This window comes from Pseudoxanthomonas suwonensis J47 (assembly GCF_000513955.1).
GTDB classification, from domain to species: Bacteria; Pseudomonadota; Gammaproteobacteria; order Xanthomonadales; family Xanthomonadaceae; genus Pseudoxanthomonas; species Pseudoxanthomonas suwonensis_C.
On the sequence record NZ_AZUZ01000010.1, the window covers coordinates 82,354 to 107,414 of the forward strand.

Consider the following 25,061-nt stretch of genomic DNA (forward strand, 5'->3'; position numbering starts at 1 on the left):
CGCATACTTGCTCGTTTTCCCCCCCAGACCGGACACCGCCATGGCCGAGGAAATGAAAGCCGTCGCCCTTACCCGCCACCTGCCGATCGACGATCCGGACGCGCTGCAGGACCTGCGCCTGCCGCGGCCCCAGCCCGGCCCGCGCGACCTCCTCGTCCGCGTCGAGGCGGTCTCGGTCAATCCGGTCGACGCCAAGCTGCGGGCGCCGAAACCCGGCGCGCCGGCGACCCTGGATCCGCCGCGGATCCTCGGCTTCGACGCCGCCGGCGTGGTCGAGGCGGTGGGCGAGGAAGTGGAGCTGTTCCAGCCCGGCGACGAGGTCTACTACGCCGGCGACGTCACCCGCCCCGGCTGCAATGCGCAGTACCAGCTGGTCGACGAGCGCCTGGCCGGGCCGAAGCCCACCACCCTGGATTTCGCCGAAGCCGCGGCGCTGCCGCTGACCACCATCACCGCCTGGGAACTGCTGTTCGAACGCATGCCGTTCGACTTCGACGCCGAGGAAAACGGGCGCAGCCTGCTGGTCATCGCCGGGGCTGGCGGCGTCGGTTCGATCGCGATCCAGCTGGCGCGGCACGCCGGTTTCAAGGTGATCGCCACCGCCTCGCGCCCGCAGACGCGGCAGTGGTGCGAACGGATGGGCGCCCACCACGTGGTCGACCACCGCCAGCCGCTGGCGCCGCAGCTGCAGGCGCTGGGTTTCGACAGCGTCGACGCGGCGATCAACCTCGCCGACACCGACCGCTACTGGGAACCGCTCGGCGAACTGCTGGCGCCGCAGGGCCATGTCGGCCTGGTCGTGGAACCCGCCGGCGCGCTGCGCATCGGCGATCCCTACAAGGCCAAATGCATCGGCATCCACTGGGAGTTCATGTTCGCCCGGCCGAAGTTCCGCACCGCCGACATGATCTGCCACCACCGCATCCTGTCCCGCGCCGGCAGCCTCGTCGAGGCCGGCGAACTGCGCACCACGCTCACCGAAGTGCTGGGGCCGATCAACGCGGCCAACCTGCGCGAGGCGCACCGGCGGATGGAAGCAGGCACCGCGATCGGCAAGCTGGCCCTGGCCGGCTGGGACTGACCCCCGCAGAAGCGCCTCACCCCCCTGTAGAGTCGGGCCTGCCCGACTCCCACGCCTGGTGTCCCGGCGCTCGAGGGACAGCGGGCAAGCCCCGCTCTACAGGGATGCCTGCCCGGCTCCCGCGCCTGATGTCCCAGCGCGCGAAGGGCAGCGGGGCAAGCCCCGCTCTACGGGGATGCCGCCCGGCTTCCGCGCCGGATGTCCCTGCGTGCGAGGGGCAGCGGGGCAAGCCCCGCTCTACGAGGATTGCCGGTCGGCTCCCGCGCCGGATGTCCCTGCGCGCGAGGGGCAGCGGGGCAAGCCCCGCTCTACAGAATGCGGCGCGTCGCTGGCGGCAGGGCCCCGCCCCACCGCCCCACTTGCCGCCGGGACCGTTTGGCGGGAGGATGCGCGATCCGTACGCATGCGTATCCGTCATGACGCCAGCTGCAAACGTCGCTTCCGCCACGCCGTACCCGCACCTGTTCGAGCCGCTGGACCTGGGGTTCACCACACTGCGCAACCGCGTGCTGATGGGCTCCATGCACACCGGCCTGGAGGACCGCGCCCGCGACTTCCCGAAGCTGGCCGCCTACTTCGCCGAGCGTGCCGCCGGCGGCGCCGGCCTGATCGTCACCGGCGGCTTCGCGCCGAACCTGGAGGGCTGGCTGTCGCCGTTCGGCGGCAAGCTGTCGTGGCCTTGGGAAACCGCCCGGCACCGCCAGGTCACCGCCGCCGTCCACCAGCACGGCGCGAAGATCTGCATGCAACTCCTGCATTCGGGCCGCTACGGCTTCCACCCGCTGGTGGTGGCGCCGTCGAAGTTGAAGGCGCCGATCAGCCCGTTCACCCCGCGCGCCCTCACCGCCCGCGGCGTCGAGCGGCAGATCCGCGCCTTCGCCAGCGCCGCCGCCCGCGCCCGCGAGGCCGGCTACGACGGCGTCGAGGTGATGGGCTCGGAGGGCTACCTCATCAACCAGTTCACCGCGCCGCGCACCAACCGCCGCGATGACGCCTGGGGTGGCAACGCGGAGAAGCGCATGCGCTTCGCGGTGGAGACCGTGCGCCGGGTGCGCGAGGCCTGCGGCCCGGATTTCATCCTGATCTACCGGCTGTCGCTGCTGGACCTGGTCGAGGACGGCAACGCCTGGGACGAGGTGGTGGCGCAGGCCAGGGCGGTCGAGGCCGCCGGCGCGACCATCATCAATTCCGGGATCGGCTGGCACGAGGCGCGGGTACCGACCATCGCCACCTCGGTGCCGCGCGCGGCGTTCGCCGGGATCACCGCCAGGCTCAAGCCGCACGTCTCGCTGCCGCTGGTCGCGGTCAACCGCATCAACATGCCCGACGTGGCGGAATCCATTCTGGCCGCCGGCCAGGCCGACATGGTCTCGCTGGCGCGCCCGCTGCTGGCCGACCCGGAGTGGCCGAACAAGGCCCGTGCCGGCCGCGCCCACGCGATCAACACCTGCATCGCCTGCAACCAGGCGTGCCTGGACCACATCTTCGTCGGCAAGGTCGCCAGCTGCCTGGTCAACCCGCGCGCCGGCGCCGAGACCGAACTCAACTACCTGCCCACTACATATAAGAAGCGCATCGCCGTGGTCGGCGCCGGTCCGGCCGGCCTGGCCTGCGCCACCGTCGCCGCGCAGCGTGGCCATGCGGTGACCCTGTTCGACGCGGCCGACGCGATCGGCGGCCAGTTCAACCTGGCCCGGCGCATCCCGGGCAAGGAAGAGTTCAACGAGACCCTGCGCTACTTCGGCGAGCGGATCGCCGAGACCGGGGTGGAGCTGCGCCTGGGTACGGTCGCGACGCCAGCCGGACTGGCCGGCTTCGACGAGATCGTCCTGGCCACCGGCATCCTGCCGCGCCGGGTCGACTTCCCCGGCGCCGACCACCCCAAGGTCACCGGCTACATCGACGTGCTCTCCGGCCGCGCCGTGCCCGGTCGCCGGGTGGCGATCATCGGCGCTGGTGGCATCGGCTTCGACGTGGCCGAGTTCCTGGTCCACGAGGGCGAGTCGCCCAGCCTGGACGGCCAGCGCTGGCGCGCCGAATGGGGCGTGGATTTCGAAGGCGGCAGCCGCGGCGGCCTGGTCCCGCCGCGCCCGGAACCGCCGGCGCGCGAGGTCTGGCTGCTGCAGCGCAGCCCCGGCCGGCCCGGCCGCAAGCTGGGCAAGACCACCGGCTGGATCCATCGGGCCACGCTCAAGGCCAAGGGCGTGAAGATGCTGGGCGGGGTCGAGTACCTGGGCGTGGACGACCAGGGCCTGCACCTGCGGGTGGACGGCGCCGAGCAGTGGCTGCCGGTCGACACGGTAGTCGTATGCGCCGGCCAGGAACCACGCCGCGACCTGCAGGCCGCATTGCAGGCGGCCGGGACCACCGCCCCGGTGCACCTGATCGGCGGCGCGGACGTGGCGGCGGAGCTGGATGCCAAGCGGGCGATCGACCAGGGATCCAGGCTGGCGGCGAGGCTTTGAGGGGTCGGGCGCCCGCGGGAGGCCCGGAGCGCGTCGGCTGCCGGCCCTCTCCCCCTGCCCCTCTCCCGGTGGGAGGGGTGAAGGCGCGGTCGTTCAGGTGTGATGGCCGGCCGAGGAGCCGGAATCCGTTTCGCACAACTTGCTGAATACGCGAGGGATTTTTCCGCGCGCCTCACTTCCAGACCCTATGCCAGCAGCGCATGTCAAGCTGGCTCATTCAGTTTCGGTTGGGAAACCGGCACCTATCGTGCGCGCCAATTCGGGCCTGCCCCCCTCCCCTGGCAGGCCACCGCCGGCCCACCAAATTCGCCGGCAACCCGGGCGGCCCCGGAACCAATGGCCGCCTCCCCATGACGCCCCGCGTCGCCCCGGCAACGGACCCTCGTGTCCACCGCCAGGACGCCGCGCAGACGGAGCAAGGAGACAACATGAAACTGGCGTGGATCCTCTGGCTGTCGCAGCTCCTGCCGCAGCCGGCCGCCGACTCGCTGTGCCTCAGCACCACCGTCTACCTGGAAGCGCGCGACCAGAGCGTCCGCGGCCAGGAAGCGGTCGCCGAGGTCGCCCTGCGCCGCCGCGACAGCGGCCTGTGGGGCAATTCGATGTGCGACGTGGTCACCGCGCGCAAGCAGTTCGCGCCGACCATCGTCTCGCCCAACACCCGCCTTGCCAACCTCAAGGCCTGGGACCGCTCCGTGGACGTGGCCCTGCGCGCCGAGCGCAACTGGGCCCTGCCGGTGGGCCAGCGCCGCGAGATCGTGCCTGGCGCCAGCCACTTCGCCGCGCACGCCATCGCCAGCCCGGCGTGGAGCAACGCCTACCAGGTGGCGACGATCGGCGACCACACCTTCTACCGGGTGCAGCGCCTCAAGCCGCGCACCTGAGCCCGCGCAGGCCGGCGCGCTCGCGGGCCGTCCTGTCGCCCCCTGCACGCTGGATGGCCGACCCGCGATAATCGCGGGTCTTTCCATCCCGATCCCAAGTGCAGGGGAATACATGAAGCTCTACACCAAGCCCGGTGCCTGCTCGACCGCCGTCCACATCGACCTGTGCTGGACCGGCCAGCCGTTCGAGCTCCAGGTGGTCGACGCCGACTACATGAAGTCGCCGCAATTCCGCGCGCTCAACCCGTCCGGCGCGGTGCCGGTGCTGGTGGACGGCGACTTCGTCCTGACCCAGAACGCCGCCATCGTCGGCTACGTGGCCGACAGCTTCCCGCAGGCGGGCCTGGCCGGCGACGGCAGCGCGCGCCAGCGCGCCGAGGCGGCCCGCTGGCTGGCCTTCGTCAATTCCGACCTGCACCCGGCGTTCAAGCCGATCTTCGGCCCCGGCAACTACATCGAGGACCCGGCCCAGCACGACGCACTCAAGGCCGCCGCGCGCAAGCGCGTGCGCAGCCTGTTCGAGGTCGCCGACCGCCAGCTGGCCGGCCGCGAGTGGCTGGCCGGCTTCCGCAGCTACGCCGATCCGTACCTGTACGTCACTACGCGCTGGGCCGACCGCGTCGGCGTCGACCTGTCCGGCCTGGAGCACCTGGCCGCGTTCCGCGCGCGCATGGATGCCGACGCCGGCGTGCAGCAGGCGCTGAAGGCCGAAGGCCTGGCCTGATCGGGCCAGCCCCGGCGAAGACCCGCGGCCGGCACGCGCCGGCCGCGGCCGTTTACGAGGCGGCGACCGGCGACAACGCCCGCAGCCAGTCCGACGCGAAGGTTTCGCCCTTGGCCTTGGCCAGGGCCTCGCGGAACTCCGGCAGCAGCTCTTCCAGTTCGTCGGCGGTCGTGCAGCGTTCGATCTTCAGCTGCATGAAATAGCCGCGCAGGCCCAGGTGGGCGCGCACGGCCTCGCTCATCTTCTCGTACAGCAGGATGTACTTGCCCGACTGCGCCGCCGAGGCGTCGTCGGCTTCCTGCGCTTCCGCCACCGCCTGCGCCTCGAGGGCGGCGACCGCCGCCGCTTCCGCGGTATCCGTTGCCGGCGCCGCGCCCCCGCGCGGCGTCACCACGTCGACCACGCCGGCGGCGTTGAAGCCGGCCGGCACCAGTTCGATCAGCCCCTCGAGTGCCAGCTGCTCCAGCGTGTCCGGTGGAGCCTTCATGTCGTTGATCAGCGCACGCAGCTGGGCTGGCGTGCGCTGGCCATCGACCATCAACAGGATCGTGCGCAGCTGCGTCGGCAGCTTGCGCGTTCTCTGGCTGATTTCTTCCCTACCGGCCTCTGTCTTTCGATACATCACCTCGCGCATGGTCCCCCCTAAGGCGTCTGCGCATTGCCGTGATCCTCTTCATCCCCGCCGATCCATCGGAACGAACTCCTGGTCCTCAGGCCCCGTGTAGTTGGCGCTGGGCCGGATGATCTTGCCATCGATCCGCTGCTCGATTACATGGGCACTCCAGCCGGCGGTACGGGCGATCACGAAAAGAGGGGTAAACATGCTCGTGGGTACGCCCATCATGTGGTAGCTGACGGCGCTGAACCAGTCGAGGTTCGGGAACATTTTCTTGATCTCCCACATAACTGCCTCCAACCGCTCGGCAATGTCGTACATCTTCATGTTCGACTGCTCGGCGGACAGCTCCTGGGCGACCTGCTTGATGACCTCGTTGCGCGGGTCGGAAACGGTGTACACCGGGTGGCCGAAACCGATCACCACCTCCTTGCGCTCCACACGGGCGCGTATGTCGGCTTCCGCCTGGTCCGGCGTCTCGTAGCGCTTCTGCACCTCGAACGCGACCTCGTTGGCGCCGCCGTGCTTGGGACCGCGCAGCGCGCCGATGGCGCCGGCGATGCAGCTGTACATGTCCGAGCCGGTGCCGGCGATCACGCGCGCGGTGAAGGTCGAGGCGTTGAACTCGTGCTCGGCGTAGAGGACCAGCGAGGTGTGCATCGCCTTGACCCACGACTCGCGCGGCTTCTCGCCGTGCAGCAGGTGCAGGAAGTGGCCGCCGATCGAATCCTCGTCGCTGTCCAGGTCGATGCGCACGCCGTTGTGGCTGTAGTGGTACCAGTACAGCAGCATCGGGCCGAGCGAGGCCATCAGCTTGTCGGCGATGTCGCGCGCGCCCGGATGGTTGTGGTCGTCCTTTTCCGGCGCCAGGCAGCCGAGCACCGACACGCCGGTGCGCATCACGTCCATCGGGTGCGCCGACGGCGGCAGCTGTTCCAGCGCGGCGCGCACGCCGGCCGGAACGCCGCGCAGGGCCTTCAGCTTGGCCTTGTAGCCGGCCAGTTCGGCGCGGTTGGGCAGCTTGCCGTGGACCAGCAGGTAGGCGACTTCCTCGAATTCGCAGGCGCGGGCCAGGTCGAGGATGTCGTAGCCGCGGTAGTGCAGGTCGTTGCCGCTGCGGCCGACGGTGCACAGGGCGGTGTTGCCGGCGGCGGTGCCGGACAGGGCGACGGACTTCTTCGGCTTGAACGGCGTGGCGGGGGCGGTGGTCTCGCTCATCTTCATGCTCCTGGTTCGGGGGCCCGGCCGCCTCGGCGCCGGGCTGGATGCGTCACTTCTTCGCGGCGAACAGCGCGTCGAGCTTCTGCTCGAAGGCGTGGTAGCCGATGCGGTCGTACAGCTCCTCGCGGGTCTGCATCGTCCCGACCACGTTCTTCTGGTGGCCGTCGCGGCGGATCGACTGGTAGACGTTCTCGGCGGCCTTGTTGGCGGCGCGGAACGCCGACAGCGGGAACAGCTGGATGGCGACGCCGGCCGAGGCCAGCTCCTCGCGCGAGAACAGCGGGGTCTTGCCGAACTCGGTGATGTTGGCCAGCACCGGCACCTTCACCGCGTCGACGAAGCGGCGGTAGGTATCCAGGTCGTAGGCGGCCTCGGCGAAGATGCCGTCGGCGCCGGCTTCCACGCAGGCGATGGCACGCTCGATCGCCGCATCCACGCCGTCGACCTGGATCGCGTCGGTGCGCGCGATCAGGAAGAAGTCCGGATCGGTCTTGGCATCGGCCGCGGCCTTGACCCGGTCGACCATCTCGCCCTGGGTCACGATCTCCTTGCCGGGGCGGTGGCCGCAGCGCTTGGCGCCGACCTGGTCCTCGATGTGGCACGCCGCGGCGCCGGCCTTGATCAGCGACTTGATCGTGCGCTCGATGTTGAACGCACTCGGGCCGAAGCCGGTGTCGATGTCGACCATCAGCGGCAGGTCGCACACGTCGGTGATGCGGCGCGTGTCGACCAGCACGTCCTCGAGCGTGTTGATGCCCAGGTCCGGCAGGCCGAGCGAACCGGCGGCGACGCCGCCACCGGACAGGTAGATCGCCTTGTAGCCGGCGCGCCTGGCCAGCAGGGCGTGGTTGGCGTTGATCGCGCCGATCACCTGCAGCGGGGATTCGGCGGCAAGGGCGGCGCGGAACTTCGCGCCCGGGGAAGAGATGGCCATCGGAAGGTTTCCAGCGCGCGCGGGGAGTGCACGCGACGCCGGCAATGTGGCACCCTGTCACCGGTTGATCAATCTTGATCGTTCCAATCAATGATTCCGGTATGGACAGCGACCTGATCCCGGCCCCCGAAGCCTGCCGGATCCTCGGCATCAGCCCGGCCACGCTCTACGCCTACGTCAGCCGCGGCCTGCTCGAGTCGCGCCCGGGACACGACCACCGCAGCCGGGTCTACCGGCGCCAGGACGTCGAACGGCTGGCCCAGCGCAAGCGCCTGGGCCGCGGCCCGGCCCGCGGCGCCGCGCAGAGCCTGGACCGCGGCCTGCCGGTGCTGGAGACCCGGATCTCGCTGATCCGCCCGGACGGCCCCTACTACCGCGGCCGCTCGGCGGTGACCGCCGCCCATGCCGGCGCCACCCTGGAGGACACCGCCCGCCTGCTGTGGGACTGCGGCAGCCAGGACCCGTTCGCCAGCCCGCCGGGCGACTGGCCGGCGCGGGTCGCCCCGCTGGCCGGCGACACCTCGCTGCCGCCGCTGAGCCGGGCCATGGCGGCGATCCCGCTGCTGGCTCTGCACGTGCCCCACTCGTTCCAGGCCGACCAGCCCACCCGCCGCGCGGTGGCCGCCACCCTGCTGCGGCAGAACGCCGCGCTGCTGGTCGCGCAGCGTCCGGCCGGCCCGGTGCACCACCTGCTCGGCGAGGCCTGGCGTCCCGGCGACGAGGCCTTCGCCAACCTGGTGCGCGCCGCGCTGGTGCTGTGCGCCGACCACGAACTCAACGTCTCCGCCTTCGCCGCGCGCGTGGTCGCCTCCACCGGCGCGCACCTGCATGCCACCGTCTGCGCCGGCCTGGCCGCGCTGTCCGGCCCGCGCCATGGCGGCGCCACCGCGCGCGCCTTCGCCCTGATCGAGGACGCCAGCGCCAGCCACGACCTGGAGCGTTTCATCGCCAGCCGCTGGCAGCGCGGCGAGGACCTGCCCGGCTTCGGCCACGCGCTCTATCCGCATGGCGATCCACGCGCCGGCGCGCTGCTGGCGATGCTGCGCGAGGCGCCGGTGGACGCGGCGAAGATGCGCCTGCTCGAAGCGGTGATCGAAGCGGCGGCCAAGGCCAGCGGACGCAAGCCGAACGTCGACTTCCTGCTCGCCGCGATCTGCTGGACCCACGGCCTCGGCCCGGCGCCGGCGCTGTCGATGTTCGCCGCCGGACGGCTTGCCGGCTGGCTCGCGCACGCGCTCGAACAGCAGAGCCTGGGCCGCCTGATCCGTCCGCGCGCCCGCTACACCGGCCTGCAGCCGGACGCCGACGCCGACGTGCCGCACGACTGACCCTCCGGGCTCAGCCCAGCTGCCGCCGCACCGCGCGCAGCAGTTCGTTGAGGTTGAACGGCTTGAGCAGCATGTCCATGCCCTCGCCGAGGAAGGCCGGACGGTTCTGCGCGTTCTCCGCGTAGCCGGTGATGAACAGCACCGCGATCCCGGGATGGCGCTCGCGCACGCGATCGGCCAGTTCGCGGCCACTGATCCCCGGCAGGCCGACGTCGGTCAGCAGCAGGTCGAAGCGGCGCGCCGCCGCCGCCTGCTGCGCTTCGCCGGCATCGGCGCAGGCGACCACTTCGTAGCCGGCATCCACCAGCACCTCATGGGACATGCCGCGCACCATCTCGTTGTCGTCCACCAGCAGGATGCTCTCGCCGCCGCCGCGCATGGCCACCGCCTCGACCGGCGCATGCGGCGTGGCCTCGACGCCGCGCGGCAACAGCAGCTCGATGGTCGTGCCCTGGCCGACCACGCTGTGCACGCGTGCGGTGCCCCCGCTCTGGCGGGCGAAGCCGTAGGTCATCGACAGGCCCAGGCCGGTGCCCTGCCCGATCGGCTTGGTGGTGAAGAACGGCTCGAACACCTTGTCGACGATGTCCGCCGGGATGCCAGGGCCATCGTCGCTGACCCGCAGGCTTACGTATTCGCCCGGCGCCAGGTCGGCGGGCAGGGCCTCGGCCGGACGCACCGAGATCGTGATCCGGCCCACGCCCTCCAGCGCGTCGCGGGCGTTGATCACCAGGTTCAGGACCACGGCCTCCAGCTGGTTGCCATCGGCGACCACGACCAGTGGCTGCTGCGGCAGGTCGAACTGCAGGGCGATGTTCTCGCCGATGGTGCGGGTCAGCAGCTCGCCCAGGCTGGCCACCCGCGCACCGAGGTCGAACGCGGTGGTGTCCAGCGACTGCTTGCGCGCGAACGCTAGCATGCGCTGGGTCAGCGCCGCCGCGCGGAAGGCGGAGGTGCTGGCGACGTCGGCGAAGCGCGGGATCCGCTCCAGCCGCCCGCTTTCCACCGCGGCGTTGATCATGTCCAGCGCGCCGATGATGCCGGTCAGCATGTTGTTGAAGTCGTGGGCGATGCCGCCGGTGAGCTTGCCGAGCGCATCCATCTTCATCGCCTGCTGCAGCTCCAGCTCGGTGCGCTCGCGCTCGGCTATCTGCACCGCCAGCTCGCTGTTGGCCGAGTCCAGCCGCTTCCGGTGCTCCTGCTCGCGCGCGTGCTGTTCGGTCTGGTCCTCCACGTACAGCAGGCCGGCGCCGGCTTCCCTGTGCGGCGTCACCCGCCACTCGGTGACCCGGATACCGCGCAGGGTGTGCAGCCAGAACCGTCCCTTCCAGCTGGTGCCGTTGCGCAGGGCCTCGCGCAGCCCGGCGACCGGCTGGTCGGCGAACAGGCTGGACAGGTCGGTCGCACCCGCCTCGCCGAGCAGGCGGTTGAAGGCGTGGTTGGCCTCGCGCACGTCCAGGGCGCCGGTCACTACGGCGATCGGCGCGCCGATGTTCTCGAAGATCTCGCGGAAGCGCGCCTCGCTGGCATGCAGCGCGTCCTCGGCGCGGCGCACGCGCAGCAGGGTGCGCAGCGTGGCCAGCAGCACGTCGTGGTCCACCGGATGCACCAGGTAGGCATCGGCGCCGGCGTCCAGGCCGGCGATCACGTCGCCGCTGGCGATCGAGGCCGCGGAGACATGGATCACCGGCAGCAGGCTGGTGGCCGGGTCCGCGCGCAGCGTACGCACCAGGTCGAAACCGCTCATGTCCGGCAGGTTCACGTCCAGCACCAGCGCGTCGTACTGCGCGTCGGCCAGCCACTGCTGGCCCTCGGTGCCGGTGCCGGCCTCGTCCACGCTGAAGCCATGTCTTTCGAGCACGCGCCGCACCGAGTAGCGGGTGGCGGCATTGTCGTCGACCACCAGGATCCGGTTAGCCCCCGTCATTGCTCTCCTCCGGCAGTGCGATCGGCACGATCACGTGGAATTCCGAACCCTCGCCCACCACGCTGTGGACGCCGACGCTGCCGCCGAGCAGCTCGGCGAAGCGCCGGCACAGGGCCAAGCCCAGGCCGGTGCCGCGCAGGCGCTTCTGGATCGGGGTATCGACCTGGATGAAATCCTCGAACAGCGCGCCCAACATGTGTTCGGGAATGCCGATCCCGGTATCGCGCACGCTGAAGCGCACGTAGCCTTCGCCTTCGGGCCGCGCCGAGACCGAGACGCGGCCCTTCGGGGTGAACTTGAGCGCGTTGGAGATGAAGTTGCGCAGGATCTGCGCCAGCTTCTTGTCGTCGGTGTAGAGCATCGGCAGCGGCGGCGGCTCCTCGAACACCAGCTCGACGTCGTGGGCGCCATCGACCAGCGGCCGGAACATGCCGCGCAGGGCCGAGAACAGGTCCATCAGGTCGAACCAGGCAGGCGAGATCGAGATCCGCCCGGCCTCGATCTTGGCCAGGTCCAGCAGGTCGTCGACCATGTCGCGCAGCTCCACCGCCGCGCTGCTGACGAACCGCACCTGCTTGAGCTGCTCGTCGTTGAGCGGCCCGTCCATGCCCTCCTCCAGCAGCCGGGTGATGCTCAGGATCGAGCCCAGCGGGGTGCGGAACTCGTGGCTCATGTAGGACAGGAACCGGCTCTTGAGGTCGGAGACCTCCTTGAGCTGCTCGGCCTGCTGGTCGAGCTCGGCATACAGCGCCAGCACGCCCTGGTTGGTTTCTTCCAGTTCGGTGCGCAGCGCGACGTTCTGCGCACGCAGGCGCTCGATCTCTTCGGTGATGTCGGCAGCACTGCTCACGCTGCGCCTCCAAGGCGGACGGCAAGGGCGCCGGTGTCGTCGCGGCCGCGATCGAAATCGCGCAGCAGCACGGCGAGCACCAGGGCGGGGTGGCGGTACACCAGGCCTTCGTACTGCGACAGGCTCCAGCGGGTCTGCAGGCCGTCACTGTGCATCAGCAGCAGCGCACCGGGCGTCGCGGGCACGACGAAGGCGGGCGCGCGGCGGTACTGGCTGCCGACGATGCCCGGATGCGAGGCCAGGCCGCGCGTGGCTTGCCCCGGCTCGTGGATGGCCGCAGCGATGTTGCCGACGCCGGCGAAGCGGACCACGCCGGACTCCGGCTCGTGGACGAAGGCGGCGGCGGCGCCACCGCGGGTGGATGACATGCGCGCGTGCATGCGCGCCAGGACCTCGTCCGCGGCCAACTCCGGAATCTCTGCAGCGGCCGCGATGCCGGCGTCTGCCGACTCGGCCGCAAGCAGGCCGTGGCCGAGGCCATCCACCAGCACGCCCGAGGTGCGCTCGCCGTCGCGCGACAGGAACCAGGCATCGCCGCATACGGTCTCCTGGCGCATCGCCAGGCGCAGCGCGCCGTAGCCCAGGTCCTCGTTGCGGGTGCGCTCGCCGTAGACGCGGGCCAGCACGACCGCGCCACGCGTGTCGGACCACACGTCGAACACCTGCGCCTGGCGCTTGATCGCCCCTAGGCCCTGGCCGGGGGTGCCGCCCGTGGAATAGCCATCGGGCAGACAGCTGGACAGCGAGAAGCCGGGGCCGTGGTCGATGCCGCAGACCTCCACGCCCTTGCCGGTGCGGCCCTGCACCAGCGACAGCAGCACGCGTCCGCCGCCGCCATGGCGCAGCACGTTGGTGGCGATCTCCACCGCCACCAGGGTGACGCGCCCGGCATCCAGCTCGGCGAAACCCGCGAGCTGCGCGAGAAACTGCGCCTCGCGCCTGACCTGGCCGACCCGGGTGGCTTCGTCGACCGTGATGGCGCGGGTGACCTGGCCGACGAACCCTATGCCCATTTGGTGATCGCAACCCGCGTGCCCTTGCCGGGCGAGCTTTCCAGTTCGAAGGCATCCACCAGCCGGCGCGAGCCGGACAGGCCCAGGCCCATGCCGGTGCCGGAGGTCCAGCCGTCGGTGAGGGCCTGGTCGATGTCCGGGATGCCGGGGCCCTGGTCGACGAACTCCAGGCGCACGCCCTTGCGCATGCCGTCCTTGACCGCGGTCCAGCTCATGGTGCCGCCACCGCCGTAGACCACGGCATTGCGCGCCAGCTCGGATGCGGCGGTGATCAGCTTGGTCTGGTCGACCAGGCGCAGGCCGCAGGCCACCGCCGCCTGGCGCGCGGCCTGGCGGGCGATGACCACGTCCTGCTCGGTGCGGATCGGCAGTTGGCCATCGGCGCTCATTCGGACTCCGCACTGGCCTGGCGCAGGAGGCGCATGCCGCGCTCCACGTCCAGGGCGGTGGACACGCCGGTGAGGTTCAGGCCGAGCTCGACCAGGGTGATGGCCACCGCCGGCTGCATGCCTACCACCACGGTGCGGGCGTCCATCACCGCGGCCAGCGCGGAGATGGTGGCGATCATGCGGCCGATGAAGGAGTCGACGATGTCCAGCGCCGAGATCTCGATCAGCACGCCGCGCGCCGAGGTCGCGCGGATGCGTTCGGCCAGGTCGTCCTGGAGGGTCAGCGCCAGCTGGTCGTGCATGTCCACCTGGATGGTCACCAGGAGGACGTCGCCCATCTGCAGGATCGGGATGCGCTCCATCAGCCCGCCCTGGTCACGGTGACGCCCGTGCGCTTGAGCGCCAGCGCCAGCGCGTCGGCGAGGTTGGCCTTGGTGACGATGCCCTGCAGGTCCAGGCCCAGGTGGACGATGGTCTGGGCGATCTGCGGACGCACGCCGCTGATGATGGCATCGGCGCCCATCAGGCGGATGGCGGTGACGGTCTTGAGCAGGTGCTGGGCGACCAGGGTGTCCACGGTCGGTACGCCGGTGATGTCGATGATCGCGATCTCCGAGCCGGTCTCGACGATCCGCTGCAGCAGCGACTCCATCACCACCTGGGTGCGCTGCGAATCCAGGGTGCCGATCATCGGCAGCGCCAGCACGCCTTCCCACAGCTTCACCACCGGGGTGGACAGCTCGAGCATCTCCTCCTGCTGGCGCTTGATCACGTCCTCGCGGTTCTTCTGGAACACCTTGACCGTGTGCATGCCCAGCTGGTCGACCAGTTCGCTCGCCACGCGGAGCTGGGCCGCCATCAGCTGCGGCTCGCCGGCGTGGCCCTGCTCGATCGCGTCGAACAGCGGCTTCTTCAGCGAGAACACGAAGTCCGCGGTCTCCGCGGCGCTGAAGCCCTTGAGCACGCGCTCGCGGGTGAGGTCCTCGAGGAAGTGGCGGGTCTCCTCCCAGGCCGGGCCCTGCAGGCTGGCCACGTCGGCGGTGGCGATCGCGCCCAGGAGCAGCTGCCAGAACCGGCGGACCTGCTCCTCGAGCTCGCGTTGCGAGGTGCGGCCGTCGGCGGTCGTCTGGGCGAAGCTCGCCGCCCAGGCGTCGATGATGTCGTTCTGGCGGGATTCGATGAGCGAGCGCGTGCGCGGGTCGAGGGCGGCCATGCAGGGAGTCCTGTATTGGGCGCAGCCGGAACGACCCCCGGCAAGCGTGGATCCCCCTGGCCACGTTTGTGTGTGATGAACGGGCGATTAGCCCCAACCGGGCGTGAAAATGGCGTGAAACATACGCCCTTCCCTGTAGTACACGGCCCCGGTCGAGGATATGAAGCCCGCCCCGCTTCCTGCGGCGGCCCTCCACTCCTCCGGCCAGCGGATGGGTCCAGGCCACGGCTTTGCGCCGGATGCCGTGCCATACAGGAACGCATATCGATCGCGGCACACTTCGAATCAGTGTGCGATCGCACGTTGCCTACACTCGGCTGGCTCGCGACCTGCGACCCATTCCGAACCGACGGAGCACCGCCGATGATGCCGAAGTCCCGCGTTCTGCCCGCCCTGCCCCGCCTCGCCTTCGCCGCCCTGCTCGCCTGCGCGCTGCCGGCCGCGGCGCTGGACGACAAGATGACCCCGATCCCGATCCCGGCGCAGCCGGACGCAATCGAACTGGGCACCGGCCCGCTGCCGGACGCTAAGAACCCGGAGGCCTGGCACAGCCAGTACGGCAGCAAGTTCGCGCGCAACGTCACCGTCGCCACGCTCACCCCGTTCCTGCCCGATCCGGCCAAGGCCACCGGCACCGCGGTGATCGTCGCCCCGGGTGGCGGCTTCCGTTCGCTGTCGATGGAGAACGAAGGCTGGCAGGTCGCGCAGGCGCTGGCCGACCGCGGCGTGGCCGCGTTCGTGCTCAAGTACCGGCTCAACCAGACCCCGGCGGACCTGGAAGGCTTCGGCAAGTCGATCCGCGAGATGCTGTCCGGCCCGCCGCCGAAGCACCGCGTCGACCCGATGTCGTCGATCGCCAACCTCGGCCCGCAGATCGCCGATGCGCGGGCCGCGTTCGCGCTGGTGCGCAGCCGCGCCGACGAATGGAACATCGACCCGGACCGCATCGGCATGGTCGGCTTCTCCGCCGGCGCCATGCTCACCATCGCCACCGCCATCGCCGGCGAGGACGCGAAGCCCGCCTTCATCGGCGACATCTACGGCCCGCTGGCGCCGTTCGATGTCCCCGCCGATGCGCCGCCGCTGTTCGTCGCCCTCGCTGCCGACGACGGCCTGTTCGCCAACAGCGGTTTCGGCCTGATCGAAAGCTGGCGCGCCGCCGGCCACCCGGTCGAGTTCCACTTCTACGAGCAGGGCGGCCATGGCTTCGGCATGTATCCGAAGCCGACCACCAGCACCCAGTGGTTCCACAACTTCGCCGCGTGGATGAAGATGCACGGCTGGCTGGAACCGCGGAACGCGACCGCGCAGGAGGGCAACTGATGCTCCGCGCGCGACACGTGGCCCGCCGCCCGAAGGCAGCGCGCGCCGCCAGCCTGCTGTTCGCGGCGCTGCTGCCGCTGCTGGCGGTGCCGGCGATGGCGGCCAGGCCGGTGGAGAACCCCGTCCCCGGTTCCAACCCGCTGTTCCGCGACAAGTTCACCGCCGACCCCGCCCCCCTGGTGGTCGGCGACACGCTCTACCTCTACGTCGGCCACGACGAAGCCCAGCGCGACGAGATGTTCAACATGCGCGAATGGCTGGTCTACTCGACGAAGGACATGAAGCACTGGGTCGAGCACGGCCCGATCATGAAGGCCACCGACTTCAAGTGGGCCAAGGCCGACGCCTGGGCGTCGCAGGCGATCGAGAAGGACGGCAGGTTCTGGTTCTACACCGCCGTGGAGCACGACGACACGCACCCGGGCAAGGCGATCGGTGTGGCCGTGTCCGACTCGCCCACCGGTCCGTTCGTCGACGCGAAGGGCTCGGCGCTGGTGACCAACCAGATGACGCCCAAGGGCGAGCACAGCTGGGAAGACATCGACCCGACCGCGTTCACCGACGACGACGGCACCACCTGGATCGCCTGGGGCAACCGCCACTGCTACATCGCCAGGCTCAAGCCCAATATGATCGAGATCGACGGGGAGATCACCGAGATCACGCCGCCGCACTTCGAGGAAGGCCCGTGGCTGCACAAGCGCGGCGACACCTACTACCTCACCTACGCCTCGCTGGACCGCGCCAGCCACCGCGACGAGAAGATCTCCTACGCCACCGCGCCGTCGATCCGCGGGCCGTGGACGTATCGCGGCGAACTCACCGGCTCGGGCAAGTACAGCTTCACCATCCACCCGGGCATCGCCGAGTTCAAGGGGCAGTGGTACATCTTCCTGCACAACGCGTCCCTGACCGTCGGCGACCAGAACGGCTCCATCGGCCGCCGCGCCGTCACCGTCGAGTACCTGCAGTACAACGACGACGGCACGCTGAAGCCGGTGGTGCAGACCGACGAGGGCGTGTCGGTCCCGCCGCCGCAGTAGGCGGCGACGCGCCGCCGTGGAACGCGGCCGGGTCGGGGGCCGCTTCCGCAGGCGGCGCGCCGGATTCCGCCGCTGGCGGCAGGACCGGCGCCGTCTAGGTCTGGAGGAAGCAGCGGGCGGTCGCCATCATCCGCAGCTCGCGGGTGGCGTTGATCGACGGCGTGTGCAGGACGCGCATGTCCATCAGGAACACGTCACCCGCGCGGCCGCACATCTCGATGAGCTCGATGCCCAGCGACTGCAAGTCGCGCTCCAGGTGCGTCGACGCCTTGAGCAGACGCCGCAACGCGGGAATGTCCACCCCCGGCCGGTGCGAACCGGCCAGCGCGAGGGTCGCGCCACCACGCGGCGCGACGTCGTCGATGAGGAAGAACGCCTGGATGCCGGGGATCGGCCCACGGGCGGCGGCCGTGACGTCCACGTGCCAGTTAAGACCCTGCAGGCTCCAATTGCCCTGAGCCCGGGGCGAAAGCAACAGTTGCGTCTCCTGGATCGACACCGGCGCTTGCCCACCCAGTGCGGTGATGGCCTCCTTCAACTCCGGCGTAACCAGCGAGGCATGCAACCCCGGCACCTGTACCAGCGCCGACAGCCGCGCGATCTGCTGGAACATCGGCAAAGAGCGGATCGCCGGCGGAATGCCCTTCCCCACATGCGCGCGCTTGAGCCCGTCGAGCAGCGACTGCCTGATCGATGCCATCCTCGCCTTCGGGTGGAAACCCTCCAGGCCGATGCAGCCTTTCTCCGCGAAGACACGGGGATCGATGGACGCCATGCAGCCGATGGTACGCCACGCGCCATCCCCAGGGAGGAGCCGGCTCTCAGTGCCGTGGCGAGTACCAATCGTCGCCTGGGCCGACCGGGATGCCGCGCCGCGCGGCGTATGCACCACGTACAGCAGGAAGAACGGCCGATTCCGGGAATCAGGCCAGGCCAGGCACCGGGCCAGGACTGGGCGAGCCGCCGGCCCGTCCACGCGCCAGGAGCAGTGCCGCCGCCGCACCCGCGAACAGCAAAAGCTCCAACCCGTAACCCCACCACGGTCGCTGGAATGCAAGCGAGAAGGACCAGCCCTCCGCAAGCGGGTATGCCAGGTACATCACCAGAAGTACGCCGGCGACGAAGGACACTGCAGAGGCCACGGTCGCCCTGCCGAACCGGAACACTGCCGACAGCACCATGAACGCCGGGATGCCCATCGCGGGCAGATAGGCCACCAGCAGGGTCCAGATGGCCAGGCCGAGGTCCAGTGCACCGTGCGACTTGAACCACGCGAAGAACCCGGCCGGCGCAGCAATCGCCATCGTGGCCGCCAGCAGCCAGGTGACCGCTACTGCCAGGACAGCCCCCAGGGCCAGGCACAGGACGGGTTGCTTGAGAGTTGCCGGCCTCATTCGCTTCCCCATGCATCCAACGACCGGAAACAGGATAAGGCAGGCTGGCGACCAGGAGACCGGCCATTGCGCAGCAATGTCACGGCTCTTCGATCGACACCTTGATGAAGGTGTAGAACGGCTCCGTCCATTCGCCTGGCAGCCCGGAGGCCTCCAGCTCGCGGTGCACGCACTGCGCCAGCGGCGTCTCGCCCTGGCGCCAGCTCTGCACCACGGAGCCGTCACTGCGCAGTTCGAACACCACCGTGAACGTGGAGAAGTCCCGGTCCGTGCCGCGGCACGCGGTCATGGCGCTCTTGAGCGCATCGCCCTGCACCTTGAGCAGCTGTTCGGTCACGGCCGCAGGGAGTTCGCTCTCGTTGGCCTCGGCCAGGGCCAGCGCGTCGTCGAAGGCCATCGGCGTGGCGGCAGCCAGCTGGGCGGCAAGCAGGAATACCTTCAAACCCATGGGAACCTCGCTTCAGTGGTGAGGTGGAACTTCGCTGCGGCGCCCTGCCGAGGCCAGCAGTTCGACCAGCTCGCCTGCATGCGGTCGCTGCGGTTCAACTGCCGGTTCCCGCGCATCACCGCGACGGTGTTCGCGAAGGGATAGATGAAGGCAGCGGCAATCACGCACACGGCCGCGCAGACCAGCGCGAATTCCGGATGCTGACCAGCTGGTCCAGCTGGAGCTGGGTCGATTCCATGGCCGGCACTCCGTCGAAGGACAACGGCGGAGCCCTCGAGGGGCGCAGGGCGATTCTGGGAGGGGCCCCGCGTGGCCGTCAAACGGACCGGCGGCCGGGGGCTTACGCCTCGCCGGCGACCGTACGCGTGTAGTGCAGCAGCCGCCCGCGGTACGGCGGCGCCTCGCCATCGTCCATCGGGCAGCGCGCCTCGGCCAGGGTGAAGCCGCGTTCGGCCATCATCCGGCTGAAGCGGGCGCTGTTGCCGCGTCCGGGGTCGGTCAGCAGGACTTCGGCCTCCGGCCAGGCGTGGCGGTCGATGACGCCGGCCAGCAGCGCGGCATGCTCGGCCTCGTACAGCACGTCGCTGGCGATGATCAGGTCGAAGTGGCCCAGCGTCGGCAACGGCACGTCCCAGCGCAGCTGGCGGTAGTGCAGCGCCGGCAGCGCGTTGAGCGCGGCGTTGTACGCGAGGAACGGCTCGGCCAGCGGATGCATGTCCGAGGCGACCACGTCGGCGCCGCGCTGCTGCAGCACCAGGCTGGCCAGGCCGATGCCGCAGCCCAGTTCCAGTACCCGCTTGCCCTCGATGTCGAAGCGCTGCATCGCCTGCGCCAGCAGCCGTCCCGCGGGCCACAGCTGCCCGAACAGGCTCCACTGCGCCGAGGAAATGCCCATCCGCCCGGCATGGCCGTCGGGATCGGAGAACTGCTGGCGGTCCTGCAGGACGCGCAGGCGCCAGTCGCGTCCGCCGATGGAGACGTGTTCGTTGCGGGTGAGGTAACCGGGCATGGGAGCTCCCGTCGTGCACCGGACGCGTGGGCGTGCCGGGTCGTGCGGTGGATGGGAGCGAATCGAAGGGCCGCGGGGGCCGAGCGGGACGCAGGGAAGGCCGATGGCCTGCGGCCATGTTACGCGACATGGCGGTGGCGGCCGCGAATGGCGGCCGCCACCGTTCAGGTTAGTGCCCTGCCCGCGGCAACGGGCAGGGTGCTGCAGTCCGGCGAGCTGGACCGGGGCGCGGACCCGGCGCGATCCCTCGCCTCAGTTCCCGGCGTCCGCGCCCCGCTCCAGTGCCCGCTTCACTTCTTCCAGCGCGTTCGGATCGTCCAGCGTGGACAGGTCGCCCGGATCGCGATGCTCGGCCAGCGCCTGCAGCGAGCGGCGCAGCAGCTTGCCCGAGCGGGTCTTCGGCAGCGCACAGACCACGTAGACGCGCGAGGGACGCGCCACCGCGCCCAGCTGTTCGGTCACCGTGCGCATCATCTGGCAGGCGGTCTCGGCCGCATCGCCATCGGCCTGGCGCAGCGTGGCGAACACCACCGGCACCTGGCCCTTGAGCTCGTCGTGCACGCCGATCACCGCCGCCTCGGCCACGGCCGGATGGCTGGACACCGATTCCTCGATCTCGCGCGTGCCCAGGCGGTGGCCGGCGACGTTGATCACGTCGTCGGTGCGGCCGAGGATGAAGGTGTAGCCGTCCTCGTCGCGGATCGCCCAGTCCAGCGAGCTGTACAGCTGTTCCCTGAAGTGGCTGAAGTAGCTGGCGATGAAGCGGTCGTCGTTGCCCCACACCGTGGTCAGGCAACCCGGCGGCAGCGGCGGCTGGATCGCCAGCACGCCCTTCTGTCCGGGCCCGACGTCTTCGCCGGTGGTCTCGTCGATCACGCGCAGCCTGTAGCCCGGCGACGGCAGGCCCGGCGAGCCCAGCTTCACCTGCTTGAGCTCCACGCCCGGCATCAACGTCAGCACCGGCCAGCCGGTCTCGGTCTGCCAGTAGTTGTCGATCACCGGCTTGCCCAGCGCGCTGGTGATCCAGTCGGCGGTCGGTTCGTCCAGCGGCTCGCCGGCCAGGAACAGGTACTGCAGCTTCGACAGGTCATGGCGCCGCAGCCACTCCGGGTCCTGCTTCTTCAGCACGCGCACCGCGGTGGGCGAGGAGAACATCGTGCGCACGCCGTAGCGTTCGCAGATCTTCCACCAGATGCCCGGGTCCGGGCAGGTCGGCAGGCCTTCGTAGAGGATCGAGGTGGCGCCGGCGATCAGCGGGCCGTACACGTTGTACGAATGCCCCACCACCCAGCCGATGTCGGAGGTGGAGAACATCACCTGGCCGGCGCGCACGTCGTAGATCGACCACATCGACAGCGCCAGCGCGACCGCGTAGCCGCCGACGTCGCGCTGCACGCCCTTCGGCTTGCCGGTGGTTCCGGAGGTGTAGAGGATGTAGCTGGGCTCGTTGGATTCCAGCCATTCCACCGGCACTTCGGCATCGGCGTGGATCTCGCGCAGCGGTGCGTAGACCAGGTCGCGGCCAGGCTGCAGGCTCACTTCGGCCAGGTCGCGGCTGACCACCAGCACGTGCACCGGCGGATGCTGCGCACGCGCCAGCGCCTCGTCGACCAGCGGCTTGAACGGGATGACCTTGCCGCCGCGGCTGCCGGCGTCGGCGCAGACCAGCACCTTCGGCTGCGCGTCGTCGATGCGCAGCGCCAGGTTGTGCGCGGCGAAGCCACCGAACACCACCGAGTGCACCGCGCCGATGCGCGCGCAGGCCAGCATGGCGATGGCCGCATCGACGGTGTGCGGCATGTAGATCACCACGCGGTCGCCCTTGCCCACGCCCAGCGAGCACAGCGCGGCGGCGAAGGTGTTCACTTCGCGGTGCAGCTCGCGGAAGGTCAGTTCGCGGACGCTGTCGGTCTCGGTGGACCAGCCGACCAGGGCGAGCTGGTCGCCGCGCTCCTCGAGGTGGCGGTCGACCGCGTTGTAGCAGAGGTTGGTCTGTCCGCCGACGAACCACTTGCGGAACGGCGGGTTGGAATAGTCGAGGATCTTCTGCGGCGGCACGTGCCAGTGGATGGCCTGCGCCTGCTCGGCCCAGAACTCTTCCGGAGATTCGATCGAACGCCGGTAGAAATCTTCGTATTGCATCTGGCCTGCCTCGGGGGATCTGTCCGCAGGCTAGACCCGTACCCCGGCGGGATGCGTTAAGACCTTGGTATGAAAACCGCGGGAAAAGGGGGGGGTTCGCGCGGGTGCCGGTCGGACAGGTTGATCGTGGCGATCAATCCGGTGAACGGGGGGCGTTGTGCAGCGCGGAAACGGGCCGAGGGGCGCGCACCAACCACCGGCGGGCGCCGCGCCTCCCTGTAGAGCGGGGCCTGACCCGCTGCTCTTCGGGCGCGTCGGGACATCTGGCGTGGGAGTCGGGCGGGCCCGACTCTACAGGGGCGCGCTGCCGCTGGGCTGGCTTCTGTAGAGCGGGGCTTGACCCGCTGCTNTTCNCGCGCGCCGGGACATCCGGCGTGGGAGTCGGGCAAGCCCGACTCTACAGGGGCGCTCCCCTCTCCATCGGGAGAGGGGTTATCCCGGGCTGCGCCTCAGCGCGCGGCGGTCTTCTTCGCGGGCTTCGCCGGCTTCACGTAGCGATCGAACCAGGCCAGCATTTCGGCGACGAAGTGCTCGTTCGACTCCTGCGCCGTGTACCAGTGCGGTTCGAACGGCAGCATCACCAGGCGGGTGGTGCCGCCGTTGCCGCGGATGGCCTGGAACAGTCGCGGCGACTGGGTCGGTTCGGTGCCCGGATTGGCATCGTCGGCGCCGTGCACGATCAGCAGCGGCTCGCCGATCTTCCCGGCATGGAAGAACGCCGAGGCCTGGTCGTACACCTGCGGCGCCGCCCAGAACGAACGGCGCTCGTTCTGGAAGCCGAACGGGGTCAGCGTCTTGTTGTAGCCGCCGCTGGAGGCGACGCCGGCGCGGAACAGGTCGGTGTGCGCCAGCAGGTTGGCGGTCATCAGCGCGCCGTGGCTGTGGCCGGTGACGCCGATGCGGTCGCGGTCGACCACGCCCAGCTCCACCGCCTTGTCCACCGCCGCCTCGGCGTTGGCGACCAGCTGTTCCAGGTAGGTGTCGTACGCGGTCCTGGGGTCGCCGACGATCGGGAACGAGGCGTTGTCGATGATCGCGTAGCCGGCCAGCAGCAGCAGGCGGTAGTTGGCCAGGCGGGTGAAGGTCTGCTCCGAACCGCTCACCTGGCCCGCCTTGGACGGATCAGCGTAGTCGTTCGGGTACGCGTACAGGATCGCCGGCAGGCGCGTGCCTTCGACGTAGCCCGGCGGCGTGTACAGGGTGAACGACAGGTCCACGCCGTCCTTGCGCTTGTAGCTCACCAGGCGCTTCTTCACCCCGCGCGCCAGCGGCGCCGGATCGGGGAAGCGGGTGATGGCCGCACGTCCGGAGGCATGCACGGCCTCGCCTTCGGCCGCGCCCTCGAGGCGCTCACCGAGGGTGCGCAGGTACAGGTTCGGCGGATCCAGCGGCGACTGGTGCCAAGTCAGCAGCCTGCCGGTGTCGCCACCGGCGAAGCCGACGAAGTGCTCGAGCGCATCGGCACTGCTGCGGAACAGGCGCGTGGTCGCGCCGGTCGCCACGTCGTAGCGGTCCAGGAACGGGCGGTCGCCCTGCGGCGAAGCGCCCTGCCCGCGCAGGAACAGCGCGCCGTTCTCCTCGCGCAGCACGGCCGCGCCGTTGGCCAGCACGCGGTACAGCGGCGAGCCCGGATCGGCGTACAGCTCGTCGGTGGACAGGTCCCACAGCACGCGACCCGGCGCGCCGGGCCTGTCGGCATCGAGCAGCGTGGTGGTGACCCAGTTGCGGTTGGCATCGTACTCGGCCAGCAGCGCGCGGCCGCCGTCCTCGAACCACGACAGGCCGGCGTAGCGCTGCTTCACCCGGGCGAACTCCTTCGGCTTGCCAGAGAACGGCGCGGCCAGGGTCAGCAGCCGGTCGCGCGCCGGCATCTCGACCTTCCAGTCGCCGTTGTCCAGCGCCTCGGCCCAGACCAGGGTGGCCGGCTGGTTGGCGCGCCAGCTGAAGCTGCGCGGGCCGGTCGGCACGCCGCGCACCGGGACGCGATCGGCGACCGGCAGGCTGGCGATGGTGCGGACGCTGCCGCTGGCCAGGTCCAGCACCTGCACGTCATGCGCGAAGCGGGCGTAGGTGGTGACGTAGGAATACGGGCGCTTGAGCTGCTGCAGGCGCACGTGGCGGCCGTCGGGCGCGGCGTCGACGCTGGCGTACACCGCCGGCGCGCCGATCTTCCTGACCGCGCCGGACACCACGTCGACCGTGGCCAGCTGCGCGGTGGCGTAGTGGTCGAACAGCGCCTCGTCCTCGGGACCGGTCAGCAGGTCGCGCGCCTCGTAGGTGCTGCTCTCGCCCTTGCCCTCGATCGCTTCCTTGATCTCCGGGCCCGGCGGCACCGCCGCCTTCTGCGGCGCCGGACCGAGCTCGGCGGGCACCAGCTTGACCAGCAGTTCCTGGCGGTTGCCGAGCCACTGCACTGCGTTGCCGAGGATGGTGTTGAGCAGCACACCTTCGACGCGGCGCACGCGGCCGTCGGTGGCGTCGCCGACCCACAGCTCCACGCCGCGGTCGGTGGTGTTGTCGAAGGCGAAGCTCCGGCCGTCCGGCGACCACGACGGCACGCCCGGGCAGGCGCCTTCCGGCAGCTGCACCGGCGTCTCGCGGCCGCTGGCCAGGTCGAGCAGATCGAAGCCTTCCAGGCAGGTGCGGATGCCGTAGCCGTTGGAGCGGTCGTGGCGGCTGTGGTTGCGCGGCTCGACGCGCACGCCGGCCAGCTTCAGGTACGGCTCGGCGACGCGGTCGATCGGCGGATACGGCGACTGCCGCAGCAGCAGCGCGGTGCTGCCGGTGGGATCGATCGCCGGCGACGGGTTCAGCGGCGCGCGCATCACGCCCAGCAGCGGTTCCGGCGGCGTCAGGTAGCCGCTTTCGGCGGCCAGCGCCGGCAGCATGAACATGCTGCCCGCCAGCACCGGCACTCCCATCCATCGCATCGACACGCGCATACGTTTCCCCTTGGACACAAAAGTGCCCGCACCGTAACACGCGCATGCGCCGCGTTTTCCGCCGCGGGCGGCTGCATGTGCCATCGGTCACGTGTGGCGGCGGCGCAAAAAGGAA

22 protein-coding genes are annotated in these 25,061 nt (G+C 70.4%); 7 read left to right on the plus strand and 15 right to left on the minus strand.

Annotated elements, in window-relative coordinates; genetic code table 11:
- The first annotated feature begins 52 nt into the window (after positions 1-52).
- The 4 genes from M503_RS0103570 (at position 53) to M503_RS0103585 (ending at position 5,154) form a co-directional block, all read left to right on the plus strand.
- Positions 53-1,081, plus strand: a complete 1,029-nt coding sequence (locus M503_RS0103570; protein WP_028928095.1) for a zinc-binding alcohol dehydrogenase family protein — start codon at positions 53-55, stop codon at positions 1,079-1,081.
- Positions 1,082-1,497: 416 nt separating this feature from the next.
- Positions 1,498-3,546 (plus strand): NADPH-dependent 2,4-dienoyl-CoA reductase, encoded by a 2,049-nt coding sequence (locus M503_RS0103575; protein ID WP_028928096.1) that lies wholly within the window; start codon positions 1,498-1,500, stop codon positions 3,544-3,546.
- Positions 3,547-3,974: 428 nt separating this feature from the next.
- Positions 3,975-4,430 (plus strand): cell wall hydrolase, encoded by a 456-nt coding sequence (locus M503_RS0103580; RefSeq protein ID WP_024869418.1) that lies wholly within the window; start codon positions 3,975-3,977, stop codon positions 4,428-4,430.
- A 112-nt stretch (positions 4,431-4,542) separates the two neighbouring features.
- Entirely contained in the window at positions 4,543-5,154 is a 612-nt protein-coding gene (locus M503_RS0103585) for a glutathione S-transferase family protein (RefSeq protein WP_028920757.1), read from the plus strand.
- Positions 5,155-5,206: 52 nt separating this feature from the next.
- Here M503_RS0103585 and M503_RS0103590 read toward each other — a convergent pair whose 3' ends face one another.
- The 3 genes from M503_RS0103590 to prpB are packed head-to-tail and all read right to left on the minus strand — an operon-like array spanning position 5,207 to position 7,925.
- Positions 5,207-5,788 (minus strand): hypothetical protein, encoded by a 582-nt coding sequence (locus M503_RS0103590; protein ID WP_028928097.1) that lies wholly within the window; start codon positions 5,786-5,788, stop codon positions 5,207-5,209.
- Between the two features lie 39 nt (positions 5,789-5,827).
- A complete protein-coding gene (gene prpC, locus M503_RS0103595) occupies positions 5,828-6,988 on the minus strand; it encodes a bifunctional 2-methylcitrate synthase/citrate synthase (protein WP_197017177.1) in 1,161 nt (386 codons plus the stop codon).
- A gap of 52 nt (positions 6,989-7,040) precedes the next feature.
- Positions 7,041-7,925: a methylisocitrate lyase gene (gene prpB, locus M503_RS0103600; RefSeq protein ID WP_024869422.1), complete on the minus strand. Its 885-nt coding sequence runs from the start codon at positions 7,923-7,925 to the stop codon at positions 7,041-7,043.
- Positions 7,926-8,026: 101 nt separating this feature from the next.
- Between prpB and M503_RS0103605 the strand changes: the two genes are divergently transcribed.
- A complete protein-coding gene (locus M503_RS0103605; protein WP_037060378.1) occupies positions 8,027-9,253 on the plus strand; it encodes a citrate synthase family protein in 1,227 nt (408 codons plus the stop codon).
- Positions 9,254-9,263: 10 nt separating this feature from the next.
- Here the strand turns inward: M503_RS0103605 and M503_RS0103610 are convergent, their stop codons facing one another.
- Genes M503_RS0103610 through M503_RS0103635 form a run of 6 tightly spaced genes read right to left on the minus strand, consistent with a single transcriptional unit; the run spans position 9,264 to position 14,645 of the window.
- Positions 9,264-11,180, minus strand: a complete 1,917-nt coding sequence (locus tag M503_RS0103610) for a response regulator (RefSeq protein ID WP_028920754.1) — start codon at positions 11,178-11,180, stop codon at positions 9,264-9,266.
- On the minus strand, positions 11,167-12,030 hold the full coding sequence (locus M503_RS0103615; protein WP_028920753.1) for a sensor histidine kinase: 864 nt from the start codon (positions 12,028-12,030) through the stop codon (positions 11,167-11,169). The genes M503_RS0103610 and M503_RS0103615 overlap by 14 nt, the downstream gene beginning before the upstream one ends.
- Positions 12,027-13,043 (minus strand): ATP-binding protein, encoded by a 1,017-nt coding sequence (locus M503_RS0103620; RefSeq protein ID WP_028920752.1) that lies wholly within the window; start codon positions 13,041-13,043, stop codon positions 12,027-12,029. Before M503_RS0103620 ends, M503_RS0103615 begins: the two co-directional genes overlap by 4 nt.
- A complete protein-coding gene (locus tag M503_RS0103625; protein ID WP_028920751.1) occupies positions 13,034-13,432 on the minus strand; it encodes an anti-sigma regulatory factor in 399 nt (132 codons plus the stop codon). The genes M503_RS0103620 and M503_RS0103625 overlap by 10 nt, the downstream gene beginning before the upstream one ends.
- A complete protein-coding gene (locus M503_RS0103630) occupies positions 13,429-13,794 on the minus strand; it encodes an STAS domain-containing protein (RefSeq protein WP_028920750.1) in 366 nt (121 codons plus the stop codon). The genes M503_RS0103625 and M503_RS0103630 overlap by 4 nt, the downstream gene beginning before the upstream one ends.
- Positions 13,794-14,645, minus strand: coding sequence for an STAS domain-containing protein (locus tag M503_RS0103635; RefSeq protein WP_028920749.1), 852 nt, complete (start codon positions 14,643-14,645; stop codon positions 13,794-13,796). Before M503_RS0103635 ends, M503_RS0103630 begins: the two co-directional genes overlap by 1 nt.
- A gap of 363 nt (positions 14,646-15,008) precedes the next feature.
- Between M503_RS0103635 and M503_RS0103640 the strand changes: the two genes are divergently transcribed.
- Both M503_RS0103640 and M503_RS0103645 read left to right on the plus strand, forming a co-directional pair.
- Positions 15,009-15,968, plus strand: coding sequence for an alpha/beta hydrolase (locus M503_RS0103640; protein ID WP_197017178.1), 960 nt, complete (start codon positions 15,009-15,011; stop codon positions 15,966-15,968).
- Complete coding sequence (locus M503_RS0103645; protein WP_051414202.1) at positions 15,968-17,011, plus strand: glycoside hydrolase family 43 protein; 1,044 nt, start codon at positions 15,968-15,970, stop codon at positions 17,009-17,011. Before M503_RS0103640 ends, M503_RS0103645 begins: the two co-directional genes overlap by 1 nt.
- Positions 17,012-17,105: 94 nt before the next feature.
- On the opposite strand, the gene M503_RS0103650 is transcribed toward M503_RS0103645, so the two are convergent.
- The 6 genes from M503_RS0103650 to M503_RS0103680 form a co-directional block, all read right to left on the minus strand.
- Complete coding sequence (locus tag M503_RS0103650) at positions 17,106-17,786, minus strand: phytanoyl-CoA dioxygenase family protein (protein WP_028920747.1); 681 nt, start codon at positions 17,784-17,786, stop codon at positions 17,106-17,108.
- 148 nt (positions 17,787-17,934) lie between these two features.
- Positions 17,935-18,405 (minus strand): hypothetical protein, encoded by a 471-nt coding sequence (locus tag M503_RS0103655; protein WP_028920746.1) that lies wholly within the window; start codon positions 18,403-18,405, stop codon positions 17,935-17,937.
- 79 nt (positions 18,406-18,484) lie between these two features.
- Entirely contained in the window at positions 18,485-18,853 is a 369-nt protein-coding gene (locus M503_RS15605) for a hypothetical protein (RefSeq protein ID WP_051440389.1), read from the minus strand.
- A gap of 340 nt (positions 18,854-19,193) precedes the next feature.
- Positions 19,194-19,862, minus strand: coding sequence for a class I SAM-dependent methyltransferase (locus M503_RS0103670; protein WP_028920745.1), 669 nt, complete (start codon positions 19,860-19,862; stop codon positions 19,194-19,196).
- A 252-nt stretch (positions 19,863-20,114) separates the two neighbouring features.
- A complete protein-coding gene (gene prpE, locus M503_RS0103675; RefSeq protein WP_028920744.1) occupies positions 20,115-22,004 on the minus strand; it encodes a propionate--CoA ligase in 1,890 nt (629 codons plus the stop codon).
- Between the two features lie 449 nt (positions 22,005-22,453).
- The gene (locus M503_RS0103680) at positions 22,454-24,946 is read right to left on the minus strand and encodes a prolyl oligopeptidase family serine peptidase (RefSeq protein WP_028920522.1); all 2,493 of its coding nucleotides are present in this window, start codon (positions 24,944-24,946) and stop codon (positions 22,454-22,456) included.
- Positions 24,947-25,061 lie beyond the last annotated feature (115 nt).